Genomic DNA, 18,388 nt, shown 5'->3' on the forward strand with positions numbered 1-18,388 from the left:
GGCGGCCTCGGGCGGGCGCGGCGGGGTGGCGGGCGCGGCCATGCTCAGTCACCGCGCCCGATCTCGGCGTTCTCCAGCACGGCCAGCGCGTCGGGCACCAGTACGGCGGCGGAGTAGTAGGCGCTGACCAGGTACGACATGATCGCCTGCTCGCTGATGCCCATGAACCGCACGTTCAGGCCCGGCTGGTACTCGTCGGGCAGCCCGGTCTGGTGCAGACCGACGACACCCTGCGACTGCTCGCCCGTGCGCAGCAGCAACACGGAGCTGGTGCGCGTCTCGGTGACCGGGATCTTGTTGCACGGCAACACGGGCACGCCGCGCCACGCCGGCACCTGGTGCCCGCCGAGGTCCACCGCGTCGGGGTACACACCGCGGCGGCTGCACTCGCGGCCGAACGCCGCGATCGTCTTCGGGTGCGCCAGGAAGACCGCGGGGTCCTTCCACACGAGGGAAAGCAGGTCGTCGAAGTCGTCCGGCGTCGGCGGGCCGGTGCGGGTGGAGACGCGCTGGGAGTAGTCCGCGTTGTGCAGCAGGCCGAAGTCGCGGTTGTTGACCAGCTCGTGCTCTTGTCGCTCGCGCAGGGCCTCGACCGTGAGCCGCAGCTGCTGCTCGATCTGGTTCATCGGCTGGTTGTAGAGGTCGGCGACGCGGCTGTGCACGCGCAGCACGGTCTGCGCCACGCTCAGCTCGTACTCGCGCGGCGAGCTGTCGTAGTCCACGAACGTGCCGGGCAGCTGCGGTTCGCCGTCGTGCCCGGACGCGACGTCGATCACCGCCTCGCCGTGGTCGTTGGCCGGGCCGGCCGAACCGGCGGCGACGGCGTCGAGGTGCTCGCGCAGCGCGTCGGAGCGGTCGAGCACGCCCTGGAACTCGCTGCGGGACAGCGAAAGCACCGTGCACGCGGTCACGGCTTTGGCCGTGTACTCCCAGATCCCGTCGGCGTTGGTGAGCACGGTGTCGCCGAAGTAATCGCCGTCGGCGAGTGTGCCGAGCACCGTCTGGTCGCCGTACGCGCCGGTGCCGACCTTGCTGATCTTGCCGTGCGCCACGAGGAAGACCTGGTCGGCCTGGTGGCCGAACTCCACGAGCGCGTCGCCGGGGGAGAACTCGTGCTGCACGAACCGGCCGGCCAGCTCGATGAGCACCTCTTCGTCGTCGAAACCGCGCAGCGCCGGCAGTTCACCCAGCTCCGGCGGGATCACGCGGACCTCGGCGCCGGTCGTGGTGAACGTGACGCGGCCGTCGCCCACCGCGTAGCTCAGCCGGCGGTTCACGCGGTACGCGCCGCCCGAGACCTCCACCCACGGCAGCACTTTGAGCAGCCACCGCGTGGTGATGCCCTGCATCTGCGGAACGGACTTGGTCGTCGTCGCGAGCGTGCGGGCCGCGGCCCGGCCCAGGCTCAGTTGCGGTTGTTCCTGATTCGCGGAGTCCACGGGGTCCGTGACGGTCACAGCGAAAACCACCTATCGTCGGATTTCGGACGTGTGAGAAAGTTTCCAGCACGAATTGGAGTTCGTTATCCTGCTGCAATTCATTCGGGTCGGCACCGCGGAATCAACATAGCAACCCGGCCTCGCCCGACAATCCCACGATCGGGTAACCGGGTCGGTTCACCTGTTTGCCAGAACGGGTAATCGGACATTCCAGTTGCTGTTGTCGAAGCGCCAGTTTTAGACGATCTTCGTCGGCGCCGCGTTCGTCACACTCGGTCGACAGGACTCACCCGGACGGGAAGTTCGACCGAAGATCGCCGGTATACCCCAGGTGAACGGGCGTATCCAGAGCAGGTGTTCCAACATTCAACTGCTCCGTTCCAGTGATCATCGGGGGCCTCGCAGGGCCACTCGAATGAACCGAACTGCCGCTTCTTGTCGCTCGGGAATCAGATGACTAACTTGAGCGGGTCCACTTCCGGGAATTCGTCGAACAATGGCGGATCCAGTGGTCTGCGAGTGTGAAAGGGGTCGGATGAACGTCTACCTGACCGGGATCTTCTGGGTGGTCGGAGCGGCCGTGGTCGGCGGCGGTATCGGCTATCTGGTGAGGCGGTTCGGCTGGGATGAAGGTCGTCGTGACAACAACGATGCGGCCGGTCAGGTGTTCACCATTGTCGGCGGTCTCCACGCGGTGCTCGTCGCGTTCGTGCTGATCTCGCTCTTCGACGCGGTGGGGACCGCGCGCGACGGCTCCTACACCGAGGCGGACAGCCTCGTCTCCATGACCTGGGCCGCCGAAGCGCTGCCAGGCGACACCGGCCAACGCGTGCAGCAGCTCGCCACCGCGTACGCCAGTACTGTGCAGCACCAAGAATGGCCGCGCCTGGCCGACGGCGGCACGGTCCCTGACACCGGTTGGACGCAGCTCGACCAGCTGCGCCGCACCATCGCCGGCGCGCAGGCGAGCAGCGACTGGGAGAACGACCGCAAGACCGAGGCCGCCAACGACCTGTGGCAGGTGTACCAGGCCAGACAGGCGCGTCTCACCGACGCCGCCTCGAGCGGTGTCGGCTCCGTGGTGTGGTTCGCGTTGATTTTCGGCAGCCTGATTTCCGTGCTGCTGCCCAACCTCTTCGGCGGCACGCGCATGGCGGCGCACCTCGTGATCGTGTCGACGCTGGCCGGCACGATCGCACTGCTGCTCTACGCGATCTTCCAGCTGCAGAACCCGTTCGCCGGCGGCGCGAGCATCCAACCCGACGCGTTCAGCTCGGCACTGGCGCGACTGGGCTGAGGGCCGTGCGCATTCCCCGTTTCCTCCCGGTGGCGGCCGCCGTGGCGGCCGTGTCGGCGCTGCTCGTGGCGTCGGGGTGGCTCGAATCACCCGGCCGGACGCACCCGGCCGCGCCGGCGACGTGCCCAGTTCTCCAGGTGGAGAGCCAGAACTCGCACTCGTCGTCATTCGTCCGGCTCACGTTGCCGACGGGGCAGCGGCAGTCGCTCGGCAATCCCGGCTACACGATCAACGCGATGGCCTACTCCGCCTCGCAAGGTGTGGTCTACGGCGTGGCCGACGGCCCGGCCTCGGGTCACTTCCACGACGGCGCCCACGCGGTGCGGATCGACGGCTCGGGTCACGTCACCGACCTCGGCGGCGTGTTCCGCGCCGGCGCGCGCCACGGTATCTGGAGCTGGGCGACCGGTTCCACGGGTGGCGCGATGGCCGGCAACTCGTGGTACCTGCTGCACGCCAACAGCCTGTACACAGTGGACGTCGACCCGGCCAGTCCCCACTACCTCGACGTGGTCGCGCACCTGCAGCTGCGGCCGATCGTGCTGTCCACCGGCGTCGACGACTTCGCCTACAACCCGTCGGACGGCTTGCTCTACGGCGTCTCGGTCACGGCCGCCGGCCACGGCTCGGTGGTCACGATCAACCCGCGCGACGGCCGCGTCGCCACCGTGCCGGGCTTGAAGTTCCCCCTCGCCACGGCGTACGGCTCGGTCGTGTTCGGTCCGGACGGTGCCCTCTACGCGACGGCGAACCGCATCGGCCACCGCAGCGTGACCTATCGCCTGCCGCGCGACGGCTCCGGAGGGGCGCAAGAGATCAGCACCGGGCCCGAGCTCTACGCCTCCGACGCGGCCGGGTGTCTCGCCGGGGCAACGGCACCGCCCCCGCCGCCGCCACCCCCACCGCCTCCGCCGTCCCCGCGACTGGATCCCCCACCGTCGTCGAACTCGGTGAAACCTTCGCAGACGGCGGAAGACCCACCGCCGCCCGTGCTGGCGGAGCAGCCGCCGGCGGTGCCCCAGCCGCCGAACGCGACTTCGCCCGCCCCGATCGTCGCCTCGACCTCGGTCGCGCCACCGACGAAGTTCCGTCCCGTCGCGACACCGCAGCCGGTGGCCGACGCCGGCCACCGCGTGGAGAAACAACGCAGGTGGAGCGTCGCCGTGCTGGTTCTCGTGATCGGTGGTGGCGCGGCGGCAGCGCATGTGAGACGAGGCCGTTAACGCGGGCGTCGCCTCGAAGACGGCGGTTGTCCAACTCTGTTAACCAGACTTCTCCTCCGGTGTCGTGTGACGCCGGAAGAGGAGAAAACGGATGAAGCGCGTGAGAATCGGGGTCGCCGCGGGGATCCTCGCCCTGCCGCTGCTGGCCACCGGCACGGCGTCGGCGCACGGAGGCGACGGGCACGCCGCGTTCGCCGCCCGCGACGACCACTACGGGACGCGAGCCGGCCGGGCACTGCAAGTGCACGGCGACGGGGTGCTCGGCAACGACAGCAGCGGTGACGCGAGCGGCGCCATCGTGCGCCACACCGCGCCGGCGCACGGGTCGCTGACCCTCGACCCCAGTGGGTCGTTCAGCTACACGCCCGCGCCGGGCTTCCACGGCCGCGACACCTTCACGTACTCCGTGTCGGACGCGGTGCAGCTCTACCCGACCTCTCTGCCGCCGCTCGCGACCATCGGCGGCGTGAAGCTCACCGGTGGTGCCTACGGTTCCGCGCTCACGCCGGTGCCGGGGTCACGCGACGAGTTCTACGGCCTCACCGACCGCGGGCCGAACGTCGACGCGCCGGACGGGTCCAAGGTGGAGCCGCTGCCCGCGTTCGACCCGGCCATCGGCAAGTTCCGCCTCAAGGACGGCAAGGCCGTGCTCGAGAAGCGGATCCCGTTGCGCGCCAGGGACGGTTCGCCGTACAACGGGCAGGTCAGCACGGCGGCCGACACCGGCGAGACGATCGTGGGCCTCGACGGGAAGCCGTTGCCGGCCACTCCCAACGGGTACGACTCCGAGGGTCTCGTCGCCGAACGCGACGGCACGTTCTGGGTGTCCGATGAGTACGGTCCCTTCATCACCCACTTCCGCGCCGACGGCCGCGCGATCGAGCGGCTCTCGCCGTTCGACGGCTCGCTGCCGAAGGAGCTGAAGTACCGCGTGCCCAACAAGGGCATGGAAGGCCTCGCGCTCACGCCGGACGGCAAGACGCTCGTGGGCATCATGCAGTCGGCCCTGCAGCAGCCGGACCTCACGAAGAAGCCCGGCAACGTGACCACGCTGCGGATCGTCACGGTGGACCTGCGCACGCACGCGACGCACGAGTACCTGTACCTGCTGCAGGACCCGGACGACACGGGCACGGCCGTCAGCGAGATCACCGCGCTCTCGTCGACGAAGTTCCTCGTGGACGAGCGCGACGGCAACTTCGAGCCCGGTGCGTTCAAGAAGATCTACGAGATCGACCTGCGCGGCGCGACCGACGTCGGGCCGAAGGCGAAGGTGGCCGGTGCCGCCTACGACTCCGCCAAGGGCGGGCTGCTCGTGGGTGACGCGCAGTCGAGCATCGACGCCTACGTCGGCAAGGACACCACCGAAGAGGCCACCGCGGACCTCGCCGAGGTGGGCATCACACCGGTGGCGAAGAAGCTGTATGTCGACCTCGGCGCGCTGGTGACCGGGTTCGACCCGACCGGCGGCTTCTTCGGCCACGACAAGGTGGAGGGCGTCGCGACCACCGACGGCGGCCGCACCCTCGTGGTCAGCAACGACAACGACTTCGGCATCGACGGCCTCTCGAACACCGCGCCGCCGTACGCGCTCCACGCCAAGACGCTGCCCAACGGTCAGCAGGACGACGGGGAGTACCTGAAGATCGACACGACGAAGCTGCCCGCCCGCGTCACCACGGCGACGGTCACCATCGACGTGCGCTGAGGTTCTGTTTCACTGCAAGGCACTGTTTTGTTATAAGGCACTGTTTTGTAGCGAGGACTGCGGCCGGGGCTCCGTCAGCGGGGCTCCGGCCGTCAGTATTTGAACTGGTCCACGTTGTCCTGGGTGATCAGCAGCGGGTCGCCGAGCAGCATGGTCTTCGAGCGCGCGTCGTACTTCACCGCGGGCAGTTCGAGGCTCACGTTGTTGCTGGGGCCGAAAGAGCGGCCCTCCACCAGCTGCTCCGCTGCCCACGCGGTGAGGTAGCCAAGCGATTCGACGTTCCACAGCACCGACATCGAGCAGGAACCGTCGAGCAGGTACGGCTTCATCGTCTGCGGCGTGCCCGTGCCGACGGTGTAGACGCGGCCGATCTTCTGCTGGTCCCGCACCGCTTGCGCGACGCCGGGAGCCGACGTGGTGCACTCGCCGATCAGGCCCGTGAGGTCGGGGTGGCGGTCGAGGACCTGCTTCGCGAGCTCGGTCGCCGTGGTCGTGTCCTCGCCGGCATAGACGGTCTCCACGAGCTGCGCCTTCGGGTAGCGCTGGGCTACGTAGCTCTGCTCGACGGAGATCCACGCGTTGAGATTCGCGGCGGTCCGCCCGCACGAGACGATCGCGAACTTGCCGCCGCCGCTCGTTTTCGCCATCAGCGCGTCGACGAGCGCGGTGCCGACGCCTTCGGGGGAAGCCTGGTTCACGAACACCTCGCGCTGCGTTTCCGGGGCGTCGGTGTCGGTGGTGAGTACGTGGACGCCCTTGGCGCGGGCGTCGGCGATCGCGGGCGCGAGCGCGCGGGGATCGTTGGGCGCCACGGCGATCACGTCGACGTGCTGGGCGACGAGGTCGTGCAGGATGGCGGTCTGGGCCGCCGGGTCTACCGTCGCGGGGCCGCGCGTGATCCACTGCGCGCCGAGCCGCTTCGCCGCTTCCAGGCCGCCCGCGTTCATGGCGTCGAAGTACGCGATGCCCGCGACCTTCGGCACGAAGGCGATCCGGACCGGGGCTTCGTCGCCGTCGGCCGTCGGCGTCCGGAGCGCGGAGGAACAGCTGCCGAGCCCCACCACCGCGCTGAGCAGCAGCGCGACGCCCAGGAAGAGCGTCTTGGACGGCCCTCGCATCCCCACCATTCCTTCGGTTCACGGTCTGCGCACCGTCGGCGACCTGGAGTGAACGTAAGGGAGCGTGCTCACAGGGGTCAACCGGTCGTGTGCAAAGGGTTACGGAAGTGAGTTCAACGGTGATCTTGGAAGCACCTGGTACCCGTTTGGGGTATGTGGCTACCCTGGGGGTGATGACTCGACCGCCCCGTGGGTTCCCGCTTCCGGCTCCGGCGCGCTGGCTGTTGCTCGGCGCGCTGGTCTTCGGCGTGCTCGCGATGCACCACATCCCGGCGCCGCATGGTGGTGGGATGGGCGGTGGTGAGATGAGCGGGATGCCGTCGGTGTCCGTTGCGCACTCGGCGATGGACGCGCCCGCGGTGGCGATGGTTCCGGTGCCCGTGGCTTCGACGTCGGCGGATCCGGTTGCCGCGCCGCCCGCGAGCGATGGCGGCCACGTGATGCTGCACCTGTGCCTCGCTGTGCTGCTGGCCGCGGCGGGGTTGTTGCTCGCACTGGCCTTGCTGCGCCGGCGCCACGAGGGTGTGGTGTCGGGTCCGGTCGAACGCTGGTCCGCCGGGTTTGCCCGGGCGCCGCCTTCACGAACGGGTCGAGAACGCCTCACCGCCTCCTGCGTACTGCGGATCTGAGCGGGCACGAGCTCCAGCGTGTCCGAACTCCGTCGTACCCAGTGAGGAAAGAAAACGTCATGAATTGCAAGTTCCTGGCGGGCTTCGCGCTGCCCGCGATCGCCGCCGTGCTCGTCGGCTGCTCGTCGCAGACCTTCGCCCCGCCCGCTGATCACAACGCCGCGGACGTCACGTTCGCGCAGGACATGGTCCCGCACCACCGTCAGGCCGTGGAGATGTCCGGGCCCGTGCCGCAGCACACCGGCGACCAGCGCGTGATCACGCTGGCGAAGCAGATCCAGCGGGCCCAGCAGCCCGAGATCGACCAGCTCACAGCATGGCTGAAGGACTGGGGCGCACCGGTGCCTTCACCGATGGGCGGCATGGACCACGGTCAGATGCCTGGCATGGTCGACACCGCCGGCCTCGACCAGCTGCGCGACGCGGCCTATGACCGCAAGTGGCTCCAGTTGATGATCCAGCACCACAGCGGTGCCGTCGCGATGGCGCGCACCGAGCTGGCCCAGGGGAGCAGTGTGGACGCGAAGGCCATGGCCCAGCGGATCGTCGACACCCAGGAGGCCGAGATCACCACGATGAAGTCGCTCCTCGGCGGCTGACCGTGACAGCGACATCCCCCAGCAGTGAAATACCCTAAGGGGGTATAGTGGGTGACATGACTGACCACCAGCACGGCGCGTCCTGGTCCACCGCGATCCAGGCGACGCTGCACTGCCTCACCGGCTGTGCCATCGGTGAGGTGCTCGGCATGGTTCTCGGCACCGCGTTCGGGCTGCACAATGCGGCCACCGTGGTGCTGTCGATCGTGCTCGCGTTCGTCTTCGGCTACGGCCTGACGATGCGCGGTGTCCTGAAGTCGGGCCTGAGCCTCTCGGCGGCGTTCAAGGTCGCGCTGGCCGCCGACACCGTGTCGATCGCGGTGATGGAGATCGTCGACAACCTCGTGATCGTCGTGGTCCCGGGTGCGATGGACGCGGGCCTGGCGTCCGCGCTGTTCTGGCTCTCGCTGTTGTTCTCGCTCATCGTCGCCTTCGTGATCACGGTGCCGGTGAACAAGTGGATGATCGGCCGCGGCAAGGGGCACGCCGTGGTTCACGCGCACCACCACCACTGAGTGGTCCGGACCGGAGTGAGCACGTGGTTCACTCCGGTCCGGAGCGTGGAATAGCGAGTTCACATCCATGAACAATTCACAACCGTGAAAGCACGCTTTGGTGGGTGTACAAGCACATGACGGTCGTGTAAAACTCAGGCGGCCTTCTCGTGAGGCATTTCCCCACTGGTGTTTTCCACGACTGTGAAATGGCGGGCAATCGTGAGCGTTTCCCGGCGTACCCTGCTGACCACCGCGGCCGGTGCCGCCGTGGCGGCGACCGCGACCAGCACCGTTCCGGCGGTGGCTTCGGAGCAGGGAGTGTCCGACATCGCGAGCCAGGAGAAGGTGTTCCGCTCAGCGGCAGACTACGCGGTGAAGAAGCTGAGCGCGGTCGCGCCCGGCGTCACCTCGTTTCCCACCGGGACCAAGTTCGAGAAATGGGCCTTTTCGCAGAATGGTGACTGGGTCGGCGGATTCTGGCCTGGCACACTCTGGATGGCATACCTGCACACCGGTGACGAACAATTCCGCACGCTCGCACTCGCGTCAGCCGACAAACTGGCGCCGCGCCAGAACGACACCAGCACGCACGACCTCGGATTCCTGTTCTACCCGTCGTGGGTCACCGCGTGGCGCATCACCGGCGACGACAAGTGGCGCGCCGGCGCGATCCAGGCGGCCTCGTCGCTGATCAAGCGCTACAACGCCAAGGGCCACTTCATCCGGGCCTGGGGTTCGCTGACGGACCCGAAGGACGCGGGCCGGATCATCATGGACACGATCATGAACCTCGACCTGCTGGACTTCGCGACCAAGCAGACCGGCGACAGCCAGTACCTCGACATCGCCATCGAGCACGCGAAGACGGCGCAGCGCGTGTTCCTGCGCCCCGACGGCTCCACGCCCCACGTGTTCGACTTCGACCCGGCCACCGGCGCGGAGATCGGGCCGAACACCGTGCAGGGCTACAGCCCGGCGTCGTGCTGGTCGCGCGGGCAGTCGTGGGGCATCTACGGCTTCACCACGATGTACCGCCGCACCGGCGACCGCTCGTTCCTCACCACCGCGCGGCGGCTCGCCGACTTCGCGCTGAAGGCCCTCACCCTCGACAACGTGCCGGTGTGGGACTACAGCGCCCCGCAGGCGCCCAACGACATCAAGGACGCCTCCGCCGGTGTCGTGATGGCGTGCGGCCTCATCGACCTCGCCTCGGCCGCGGGCCGCCCGGAGTACCGCGCCGCCGGTCTGCGCCTGCTGGAGGCGACTTCCCGCACGTGCCTCACGACGAAGTCGACCCGCGCCGACGCGGTGGTGGCCCGCTGCACGCGCAACCGCCCGGCCGAGGACGGGATCGAGATCTCGTTGCCGTACGCGGACTACTACCTGCTCGAAGGCATCCTGCGCGTGCTGAAGCCCCGCGAGCTCGACAAGGCGATCGACCTGTCCGGGCACTGAGTTCCCGGCCCGGGTGGGTGCCGGCCGCCGTGTCCCCGGGCGGCCGGCACCTTGGTCCGGTCCGACGACGTGTCAGACGACGTGTCAGACGGCCACCGCAGGCCGGATGTTGGCGCCGAGGTGGAAGACGTTGCCGGGGTCGTACTTCGCCTTGATCAGCGCCAGCCGGTCGTACTTCTCGGCGCCGTACGCCGCGCGCACGCGGTTCTCGTCGTACTCGGTCATGAAGTTCACGTAGCCGCTGGCGCTGGAGGCGAACGGCGTGAGCGCCGTCCAGAACGCGCGCACCCACTCGCGGTCCGCCTCGAACTCCTGCGGATCGGCCGTGGTCGCGGCGAGGTTCACGGCGACCTTGGGCGTGCGCGTGCCGCCGAACGCTGTCGCGTCCTCGGCCACGCTGCAGTAGGCCTCGCGCATCACGAACATCGGAGTGATCGACAGCGGCGACGACTTGCGCGGCAGGTACTCGGCGATCACGTCGAGCACCTCGTCGCTCAGCTCGTCCACGTACAGCCCCTTCTCGTACGCCAGCAGCCCGCGCGGAGCCGCTTCGTCGAGCATCTGCTGCAGACCGACGTACGGGATCGGTGTCACCAGCTCGAACGCCGCCGGCAGCCCGCGCCGGACCTGCGCGACCACTTCGGCGTGCTCCTCCGGCCCCTCGAACCCGGCGATGACCAGCGCGTACCCGGGCGCGAAGTGCGCTTCGCGTGGCACGAAGTCGGCCGGCGGGGCGTTGAGGCCCACCAGCATCGCGCCCATGGTCGGCGGCAGCGTCGCGAGCGTGTCGCGGATGAACCGCAGTGCCTCGGGGCCCTGCGCGAGCGGCCAGAAGAACAGGCCCAGCTCGATCATCGGGCCGACCGGGTGCGCGCGGAACTCGAACTCCGTCACCACGCCGAAGTTGCCGGCCCCGCCGCGCAGCGCCCAGAACAGGTCGGCGTTCTCGTCCACCGACGCGTGCAGCGGCACACCATCGGCCGTGACGACGTCGGCCGAGAGCAGGTTGTCGACGCTGAGGCCGTGGCGCGCGGTCAGCCAGCCGACGCCCCCGCCGAGCGTCAGACCGCCGATGCCGGTGTCGCTGATCGTGCCGCCCGGGACCGCCAGCCCCTCCTGCTGACCCGCCGCGTCGAGCTCGGCCCACGTGGTGCCGCCGCCACAGCGGATGGTGCGTGTGTGCGTGTCCACGGTGATCGCGCGCAACGCGCTCAGGTCGATCACCACGCCGTCGTCGCACATCGAGAACCCGCCGAAGCTGTGCCCGCCGCCGCGCACGCTCACCGGCAGCCCGTGCTCGCGGGCGAACGCCAGCGCCGTCGCGACGTCCGCGGTGCCGGCGACCTGGGCGATCACGGCCGGGTGCCGGTCGATCTGGCCGTTCCAGATCTTCCGCGCGTCGTCGTAGCCGTCGTCGGCCGGGGTGAAGACGGTCCCCGCGAACCCCCGCCGCAACGGAGTCACGTCTTTCGTGTCGAGTGTGGTCATGCTGCCCCCTCAGGCTTGGCGAATTGTCCAGTATTGGTCGCCTGTCATCGCAGCTCAAGGGCATATCGGCACGACGGGACCGGCGGCGCCGGTTTTCACGTACGTGTCCGAGACGTAGAGGTCCGGACCGATGCGGTCCCAGATCGCGCTGGCGCCGAGGGCGCCGCTCACGGACTCACCGGGCACCGAGCACTCGATCGGCACGCGTGCGTACGGCGCGGCGACGCCCTTTGTCGCCGCTGACGTGCTGGGGCTCTCGCGCAGGTTCAGCGGTGCACCGGCGGTGGTGATCACGCCGGCAGGGCCGCCGGTGCCGGTCCAGAGGTAGGTCACGTCGACCCACGAGCTGCCGGTGAGGCCGAGGCCGTCCCAGAAGACGCCGTCGGCGAGATCGATCCCGGCCGGGTTTTTCACCGCGCGTCCGCGGGAGTCCTTGCCACCGTTGAAGCCGTCCTCGAACGCGGCCTGCGCTTCGGGCGTGCCCTGCGGCAGCGTGGGGAAGGTGGCGCGCCCCTCCGCCGGGTTCCAGTAGTCGTCGTGGGTGTTCCAGGGGCCGACCTCCCACACGGGCGCGAACTCGCAGCGAGTGCCGTCGGTGCGGCAGACCTTCGCCGTGTACGAGCCGGTTCCCTTGGGGGACACCGATTTCGTGGAGGGGAACGACACGAAGTGGTCGCTGTTGGCGATCACGTGACCGTTGGACGTCTTGCCGCCGACGAGGCCTTCGCGCGTCGCGTAGATCCGGTAGGTCAACGGCTCGGTGACGACCGCGGCCCGCGCCGAGCCGCCCGACGCGGTGAGCGCCACCGAGCGCACGGTCGGTCGCCCGCCGTACGCCGTGCCGGACAGGGAGATCCGGGCCTGCACCACCTCGACGGCGAACGGGAGCTCCTGGCCCGCCGGTGTCCACTCGGTCCAGTCGCCGGCCGTGTCGCGGCCCCGGACGTCGACCTCCACGGCGGTGCCGGCCGGGACGTCGTCCGCCACCCGCGCGGTCACCCGGCCCACCGAGGAGGCGAGGTGACGGGTTGCCGTGACGAGAACACCTGAACTCCGTGCGGTCACCGGGTTCCAAGCGGAGTCGGCCAACGTCAGGAAACCCGAAACCGAGGACACGTTCACGTCGTCACTGTCCACCGTGGACAGATCCACCCGCCACGACCCGGCCGCGGCGGCCGGCGTCACGGGAACCACCGTGAGCACCGCCGCCAGCACTACGAGCACCCGCCGAACCAGACCTCTTCGGACCATTCCCGCTCCTCCACGACAAAGGGGTCCTGCCGAGACGCAATCCTCGTCTCGGCAGGACCCCTTGCCGCGCAAGCGAGCCCGCGCGTACGGGTCAAGCGGACACGATCCGCGGCCCCTCACCTGGAGCGGACTCCAGCCGCGTTTCCAGCGCCGACTGCTGCGGCCGCGCCGAAAGCTCCCGCCAGATCGCCAGCGCCCGCTCGGAGTACGTGCGCGAGCGTTCCGGCTGGCTGAGCGCGGAATGCAGCTCACCGAGCAGCTGCGACACCTCGGCCTCCGAGCGCCGGTCGCCGTTGCGGCGGTGCACGCTCAGCGAGTTGACCAGCAGCAGCTGCGCGTGGGCGAAATCGCCGCTGTGCAGGCACAGCTCACCGAGGTTCTGGTTGGCGTAACCCACGCAGTGGTCGTCGCCCAGATCGGTGAACACGGCGATCGCGCGCGTCACGAACTCGCGCGCGGGCCCGAGGTTGCCCTCGTGCTGGTGCAGCAGCCCCAGCCGTTGCAGGGCGTGGGCCTCGCGGTGCCGGTCGCCGATCGCGGCGGCCAGCTCGAGCGCGTCGGTGAACCACCGCTTGGCCGGTGCGTAGCACTTCTGCGCCATCCAGACGGCACCCACGGCGATGCGGATCACCGCCTCGCCGTGCCGGTCGCCGGCTTCGGCGAACAGCTTCGACGCTTCGTGGCAGCGTTCCAGCGCGAGGTCGTTGTCGCCCTGGATGCGCAGGATCGTGCCGAGCCCGGCGAGCGCGATGCCGGTGCCCTGCGCGTCGCCGACGCGTTCGTAGAGTTCCCGCGCCGCGTCGAACGCCACGAACGCTTCGGCGTAGCTGTCCTGGTACAGGTGGATCTGCCCCAGGTTGCGCTGCACGATCGCCTCGCCGTGCACGGCCCCCGCGCGCCGGGCCGCCGCCAGCGCCACCTCGTGGGTGGCGTGCCAGTCGTCCTGGTGCCCGCGCAGGTCGAAGTACGGCGTGAACGCGGCCGTGAGCTGCCACGCGAGGTCGTCGAACCCGAGCTGCGCGGCCAGCGTCACCGCGGCGACGCCGGAATGGCGCTCCGCGGCGAACCACGCGGCCGGGTCGGCCAGGAGCTGCTCCGACCCGTCCGGCAGCTCCGGGTACGGCACGGCGTGGTCGCGGTATTGGCCGAAGAAGTGGATCGGCATCCGCTCCGCCGCCGCGACGGCCAGCGCGAGGTAACCCTCGAGCACCCGGCGTGCCGCGCGTCGCGTCTTCTCCGGCGCGTCCCGCCCGGCCAGCTCCGCCGCGTACACGCGGAGCAGGTCGTGCAGGCGATAGCGTGGCTGGCCCGTGGCGTCGGACGCGACGAGCTCCACCAGGTGGGCGTCGACGAGCACGTCGAGCACGTCGTCGGCCGACGGACGGCCCAGCGCGGCCGCGACCACCCAGGCGGGGAACTGGATCGGCCCCAGCGCACCCAGCCAGCGGAACGCCGCGGCCGCCGACATCGGCAGCAGGTCGTAGCTCAGCGTCACGCTGGCGCGCACGGCGAGGTCGCCGACGCGCAGCTCGTCGAGCCGGCGCCGCTCGTCGTGCAGCCGGTCGGCGAGGATCCGCAGCGACCAGCTGGGCCGGTTGGTGAGCTTCGCCCCGGCCACGCGGATCGCGAGCGGAAGGTGCCCGCACTGGCGCAGGATCGCGGCGGCGTTGTCGGGCTCGGCCGCCACGCGCTCGGCCCCGACGATGCCCTCCAGCAGCCGCGCGGCCTCCGGTTCGGGCAGGAGGTCGACGTCGACCGCCACCGCGCCGTCGAGGTCGGGCAGCCGCACCCGGCTCGTCACGAGCACCGCGCAGGCGCCCGTGCCCGGCAGCAGCGGCCGCACCTGGGCGGCGCTGCCCGCGTCGTCGAGGACCACGCACATGCGTTTGCCGGCCAGGCGCGAGCGCAGCAGCGCCGACCGTTCCGGCAGATCGCGCGGCAGGCCCGCGTCGGGAATGCCGAGCGCGCGCAACAACTCAGCGAGCACACCCATCGGCGCCCTTGGCGACGACGACGTGCCGGCGAGGTCCACGTGGAGCTGCCCGTCCCCGAACGCGTCGCGCACCGCGTGGGCCACGCGGACCGCGATGGCGGACTTGCCGACGCCGGGCGCGCCCGAGAGCACCACCACCGTCGGCCGGCCCGTCTCGCCGTGCTCGCGCAGGCGCGTGACCAGCCGGCCGACCACGTCTTCGCGGCCCGTGAAGTCCGGCAGGTCGAGCGGGAGCTGGCAGATCGGCAGCTCCGGTTGAGCTCGCGGCCGCGGCACCGCGAGTTCGGCCGGCAGCCCGGGCAGCTCGGGCACCGCGGCGGGCGCCACGAGCGTGGCCCGCAACTCCCGCAGCCGGGGCCCGGGCTTCGCCCCGAGCTCCTCTTCCAGAGTGTGCTCGGCCAGCTCGTAGGCCTCCACGGCCTCGGCGATCCGGCCGCCGTCGCGCAGCGCCGTCACGAGCTGCTGCCACAGCTGTTCGCGCAACGGGTGTTCGGTGACGAGGCCGCGCAGCTCGGCGATCGCCTCGCCGTGGCGCCCCAGCGCGAGGCGGGCCCGCAGCCGCTGCTCCTGCACCGACAGGCGCAGCTCGGCCAGCCGCGCGATCGCCGCGCCCCAGCCGTGGTCGTGCGGCAGTCCTTCGAGTACTTCGCCGCGCCAAAGCGCGTCGGCTTTGTCGAGCAACGCGAGCGCCACTTCCGCGTCACCGCGTTCGAACGCTTTCCGCGCTTCGGCAGCGTGGTTGGCGAACAGAACATGATCGAGTTCTTCGTCTGCGGCCGAGAGCAGATATCCCGACGCACGGCTGCTGATGCGGTCACCCAACTCGGGTGCCGTTTCCGCGAGCCGCCTGCGGAGGGAATGGACGTAGGTGCGGATGTTGGCTGCCGCGGAGCGAGGTGCGGTACCCGGCCAGAGGATTTCGACCAGCACTTCGGTGGACACCACGACATTCGGCTGCAAAGCCAGCGCGGCCAGCAGCAACCTCGGCTTCGGCCCGCCCAATGGAACGGTCCGGCCTTCAGCAATGACCTCCAACGGTCCGAGAATTCGGAACGCCAGCGAAGTCAACAATTTACCCGCCTGAGCGGCAAGGTCCCCATGACCGGGCATGCTAGGAGCGTTTGCGCAGGTTAGCTAGATCCATTCGGCGGTTCACGTCCCCTATATCGCGATTTGTACGGGTCGTGTACAAGGCTTCGACACGCTATGGCCATGAAGCGTTCGAAGCTCCGGCGCCTCGCCGGATTCGGGGTTGTCCTGGCCGCGATCGGTGGGTTCGGGCTTTCCGCGGCGGTGCCCGCGTTTGCCACGGTGCCCGGCAAGGTCCAGACCGCGGGCGACCCGCTCAACGTCCGCCGCGCACCCAATGCCGCCGCCACCGCCGTGAAGACGGTGGCCAACGGCGCGACCGTCGCCATCGAGTGCCAGACCACCGGGAGTTCCGTGGCCGGCCCGCTCGGCACCACCACGATCTGGGACTACGTGCCCGCGCTCGGCGGCTACGTGTCCGACGGCTACGTGCAGACCGGCTCCGACGGCCGCGTCGCACCCGACTGCGGCACCGGTACCGGCAGCGCCCAGTGCGCCGCGTCCTGCGCCGCCGAAGGCGTGTTCCGCTCGTCCGACGCGCACTTCGTCGCCTACGACACCAACGCCGACGGCAGCTCCGGCGTCGTGCAGTACTGGCTCGCCGACGGCTCGGGCCCGTACTACGTCTGGGCTTCCGGTGGAAGCGGCACCTCGGTGGACAAAGCCGCGCCCGTCGCGAAGGGCAAGTGGGTCTTCTACAAGGTCTGCACGGGCCACAACACCTCGCCGCCGACGTTCGCCGGCTGCAGTGCCGGCCTCACCGACTTCGCGGCCTGACAACCCCTACTCCCCGAAAGGATCCCCTGACATGGGCCAGGTGAACCGGCGCTCGGTGCTGCTGGGCGGACTCGCCGCCGTGACCGCGGCCGCGGCGACGACCGCACTGCCTTCGTGGGCCAACGCGCGCACCGCCGTCGCCGCCCCGGCGATCCACGACCCGTTCCAGCTCGGTATCGCCTCGGGCGACCCGTTGCCGGACAGCGTGGTGCTGTGGACGCGGCTCGCGCCCGCGCCGCTCAACGCCGATGGCTTCGGCGGCATGCCCGACGCGACGTACGCGGTGGACTGGGAAATCGCGAACGACGAGGCGTTTTCCTCGATCGTGCAAAGCGGTTCGGTGAGCGCTGTGCGCGCGTCCGCACACAGCGTGCACATCGAGCCGACGGGTCTCGAGCCGGCGCGCGAGTACTTCTACCGCTTCAAGACCGCCGGCTACATATCGCCGGTCGGGCGCACGCGCACGGCGCCCGCCGCGGGTGCGGCCGTGAACCAGCTGAAATACTGCTTCACGTCCTGCCAGCACTGGGAGGAAGGCTGGTACCACTCGTACAAGGGTGTGGTGCGCGACGATCCGGACCTCGTGCTGTTCCTCGGCGACTACATCTACGAAAAGCCTTCCGGGCGTAAGAAGGCGGAACTCAACCCGCGGCGGCTCGCGGTGCCTTCGGACACCACGACGTTGGCTCTGTACCGGGCTCGGCACGGCCAGCACAAGACCGATGTGGACCTTCAGGCCGCGCACGCGCTGGCGCCGTGGCTGGTCGTGTTCGACGACCACGAGGTGATGAACAACTGGAACTCCACCACGAGCCCGGCTTCGGCCGCCCGTAAAGGTTACGGGTTCCAGGCGTTCTACGAGCACATGCCGATCCGGTCCACGGCCAAGCCCAACGGCTCGTCGATCCAGCTGTACCGCCAGTTCCTCTGGGGCAACCTCGCGCGCTTCCACATGATGGACACCCGCCAGTTCCGCAGCGCGCAGGTCACCGGCACGGCGTGCGGTCCGTACCGCGACACCTCGCGCACCATCACGGGCACGGCGCAGGAACAGTGGCTGCTCAAGGCGTTCGAGACGCACCCGGCGACGTGGGACTTCCTGGGCCAGCAGGTGTTCTTCGCCCAGCGCGACGGCGACGGCAATTCGACCACGTGCGAGAGCCCCGACTCGTGGGACGGCTACCAGGCTTCGCGCGATCGCATCACGCAAGGCTGGATCGACCGCGGGGTGCCGAACCCGGTGGTGCTCACCGGCGACGTCCACCGGCACTGGGCGGCCGACCTGCGCAAGGACTACTTCGACCACAGCGACCCGATCGTCGGCTCGGAGCTGGTGACCACGTCGGTCACGTCCAACAGCGACGACGCCGCGCCGCCGTCGGCCGCGTGGCTCGCGAACAACCCGCACATCAAGTACTGCAAGGGGGAACGCGGCTACGTGCGCGTCACCGCGACGCCGGCGCAGATGCTGGCCGACTTCGTGGTGGTGTCGGACACGAGCGTGAACGACCCGGCGAAGCTGGTGATCAAGACGGACAAGAGCTTCGTGGTCGGTGCGGGTTCGAAGGGGCTGCAGGCGGTGTGAGCAACCGACGGAAGTAGGTGGTGCTTCCCCGTCCGGCGTGCTCCGTGATACCGCGATGCGGAACTTTGAATCGGACTTTTGTTCCATTAGGCGACATTCCACTCGGGACAGTGTGGACGAACCGGACTTCCTCCTTGTGTGCCAACGAAGATCGAGTGCGGCTTCGAGATAACGGTTCCGCACCGGTGGGCGGGACGCTTCCCCGGCGGCCGGTGCGGACCTAGTCTCGGGCCGGACGTC

General features: G+C 69.7%; 14 protein-coding genes. 9 read left to right on the forward strand and 5 right to left on the reverse strand.

Annotation, left to right across the window (positions count from 1 at the left end):
• Window positions 1-44 precede the first annotated feature (44 nt).
• Window positions 45-1,457, reverse strand: coding sequence for a family 2B encapsulin nanocompartment shell protein (locus tag AB0H62_RS25340; protein WP_354878686.1), 1,413 nt, complete (start codon window positions 1,455-1,457; stop codon window positions 45-47).
• A gap of 517 nt (window positions 1,458-1,974) precedes the next feature.
• On the opposite strand from AB0H62_RS25340, the gene AB0H62_RS25345 reads away from it, so the two are divergent.
• From AB0H62_RS25345 to AB0H62_RS25355, 3 genes are all read left to right on the forward strand, one after another.
• Complete coding sequence (locus AB0H62_RS25345; RefSeq protein WP_220246834.1) at window positions 1,975-2,736, forward strand: DUF4239 domain-containing protein; 762 nt, start codon at window positions 1,975-1,977, stop codon at window positions 2,734-2,736.
• A gap of 5 nt (window positions 2,737-2,741) precedes the next feature.
• Window positions 2,742-3,959, forward strand: coding sequence for a hypothetical protein (locus AB0H62_RS25350; protein ID WP_220246835.1), 1,218 nt, complete (start codon window positions 2,742-2,744; stop codon window positions 3,957-3,959).
• A gap of 91 nt (window positions 3,960-4,050) precedes the next feature.
• Window positions 4,051-5,667 carry an esterase-like activity of phytase family protein gene (locus AB0H62_RS25355; protein WP_360588563.1) on the forward strand — a complete coding sequence of 539 codons (1,617 nt, stop codon included), beginning with the start codon at window positions 4,051-4,053 and terminating at the stop codon, window positions 5,665-5,667.
• A gap of 92 nt (window positions 5,668-5,759) precedes the next feature.
• Here the strand turns inward: AB0H62_RS25355 and AB0H62_RS25360 are convergent, their stop codons facing one another.
• Window positions 5,760-6,785: an autoinducer 2 ABC transporter substrate-binding protein gene (locus AB0H62_RS25360; protein WP_220246837.1), complete on the reverse strand. Its 1,026-nt coding sequence runs from the start codon at window positions 6,783-6,785 to the stop codon at window positions 5,760-5,762.
• A gap of 173 nt (window positions 6,786-6,958) precedes the next feature.
• Between AB0H62_RS25360 and AB0H62_RS25365 the strand changes: the two genes are divergently transcribed.
• The 4 genes from AB0H62_RS25365 to AB0H62_RS25380 all read left to right on the forward strand — a co-directional run bounded on the left by AB0H62_RS25365 (window position 6,959) and on the right by AB0H62_RS25380 (window position 9,965).
• A complete protein-coding gene (locus tag AB0H62_RS25365; RefSeq protein ID WP_360588565.1) occupies window positions 6,959-7,414 on the forward strand; it encodes a hypothetical protein in 456 nt (151 codons plus the stop codon).
• 59 nt (window positions 7,415-7,473) lie between these two features.
• Window positions 7,474-8,013 carry a DUF305 domain-containing protein gene (locus AB0H62_RS25370; RefSeq protein WP_360588567.1) on the forward strand — a complete coding sequence of 180 codons (540 nt, stop codon included), beginning with the start codon at window positions 7,474-7,476 and terminating at the stop codon, window positions 8,011-8,013.
• 56 nt (window positions 8,014-8,069) lie between these two features.
• Window positions 8,070-8,528 carry a DUF4396 domain-containing protein gene (locus AB0H62_RS25375; protein WP_220246840.1) on the forward strand — a complete coding sequence of 153 codons (459 nt, stop codon included), beginning with the start codon at window positions 8,070-8,072 and terminating at the stop codon, window positions 8,526-8,528.
• Between the two features lie 201 nt (window positions 8,529-8,729).
• Window positions 8,730-9,965: a glycoside hydrolase family 88 protein gene (locus AB0H62_RS25380; RefSeq protein ID WP_220246841.1), complete on the forward strand. Its 1,236-nt coding sequence runs from the start codon at window positions 8,730-8,732 to the stop codon at window positions 9,963-9,965.
• An 84-nt stretch (window positions 9,966-10,049) separates the two neighbouring features.
• On the opposite strand, the gene AB0H62_RS25385 is transcribed toward AB0H62_RS25380, so the two are convergent.
• The 3 genes from AB0H62_RS25385 to AB0H62_RS25395 all read right to left on the reverse strand — a co-directional run bounded on the left by AB0H62_RS25385 (window position 10,050) and on the right by AB0H62_RS25395 (window position 15,807).
• Entirely contained in the window at window positions 10,050-11,453 is a 1,404-nt protein-coding gene (locus AB0H62_RS25385; RefSeq protein WP_360588570.1) for an FAD-binding oxidoreductase, read from the reverse strand.
• A gap of 54 nt (window positions 11,454-11,507) precedes the next feature.
• The gene (locus AB0H62_RS25390; RefSeq protein ID WP_360588572.1) at window positions 11,508-12,704 is read right to left on the reverse strand and encodes a hypothetical protein; all 1,197 of its coding nucleotides are present in this window, start codon (window positions 12,702-12,704) and stop codon (window positions 11,508-11,510) included.
• 91 nt (window positions 12,705-12,795) lie between these two features.
• On the reverse strand, window positions 12,796-15,807 hold the full coding sequence (locus AB0H62_RS25395) for a BTAD domain-containing putative transcriptional regulator (protein WP_360588574.1): 3,012 nt from the start codon (window positions 15,805-15,807) through the stop codon (window positions 12,796-12,798).
• Between the two features lie 102 nt (window positions 15,808-15,909).
• Here AB0H62_RS25395 and AB0H62_RS25400 point away from each other — a divergent pair, with 102 nt between their 5' ends.
• Together AB0H62_RS25400 and AB0H62_RS25405 are read left to right on the forward strand one after the other, a co-directional pair.
• Window positions 15,910-16,563 (forward strand): hypothetical protein, encoded by a 654-nt coding sequence (locus AB0H62_RS25400; protein ID WP_220246845.1) that lies wholly within the window; start codon window positions 15,910-15,912, stop codon window positions 16,561-16,563.
• Window positions 16,564-16,594: 31 nt separating this feature from the next.
• On the forward strand, window positions 16,595-18,148 hold the full coding sequence (locus AB0H62_RS25405; RefSeq protein ID WP_220246846.1) for an alkaline phosphatase D family protein: 1,554 nt from the start codon (window positions 16,595-16,597) through the stop codon (window positions 18,146-18,148).
• The last annotated feature ends 240 nt before the right edge of the window (window positions 18,149-18,388 follow it).

Origin of the sequence: Amycolatopsis sp. NPDC050768 (genome assembly GCF_040654155.1) — a bacterium.
Lineage (GTDB): Bacteria > Actinomycetota > Actinomycetes > Mycobacteriales > Pseudonocardiaceae > Amycolatopsis.

Excerpts from the sequence above, each read along its gene's own strand:
- AB0H62_RS25345 (WP_220246834.1), top strand. The coding sequence starts at position 1,975 with ATGAACGTCTACCTGACCGGGATCTTCTGGGTGGTCGGAGCGGCCGTG.
- AB0H62_RS25355 (WP_360588563.1), top strand. The coding sequence starts at position 4,051 with ATGAAGCGCGTGAGAATCGGGGTCGCCGCGGGGATCCTCGCCCTGCCG.
- AB0H62_RS25360 (WP_220246837.1), bottom strand. The coding sequence starts at position 6,785 with ATGCGAGGGCCGTCCAAGACGCTCTTCCTGGGCGTCGCGCTGCTGCTC.
- AB0H62_RS25365 (WP_360588565.1), top strand. The coding sequence starts at position 6,959 with ATGACTCGACCGCCCCGTGGGTTCCCGCTTCCGGCTCCGGCGCGCTGG.
- AB0H62_RS25370 (WP_360588567.1), top strand. The coding sequence starts at position 7,474 with ATGAATTGCAAGTTCCTGGCGGGCTTCGCGCTGCCCGCGATCGCCGCC.
- AB0H62_RS25375 (WP_220246840.1), top strand. The coding sequence starts at position 8,070 with ATGACTGACCACCAGCACGGCGCGTCCTGGTCCACCGCGATCCAGGCG.
- AB0H62_RS25385 (WP_360588570.1), bottom strand. The coding sequence starts at position 11,453 with ATGACCACACTCGACACGAAAGACGTGACTCCGTTGCGGCGGGGGTTC.
- AB0H62_RS25390 (WP_360588572.1), bottom strand. The coding sequence starts at position 12,704 with ATGGTCCGAAGAGGTCTGGTTCGGCGGGTGCTCGTAGTGCTGGCGGCG.
- AB0H62_RS25395 (WP_360588574.1), bottom strand. The coding sequence starts at position 15,807 with ATGCCCGGTCATGGGGACCTTGCCGCTCAGGCGGGTAAATTGTTGACT.
- AB0H62_RS25400 (WP_220246845.1), top strand. The coding sequence starts at position 15,910 with ATGAAGCGTTCGAAGCTCCGGCGCCTCGCCGGATTCGGGGTTGTCCTG.
- AB0H62_RS25405 (WP_220246846.1), top strand. The coding sequence starts at position 16,595 with ATGGGCCAGGTGAACCGGCGCTCGGTGCTGCTGGGCGGACTCGCCGCC.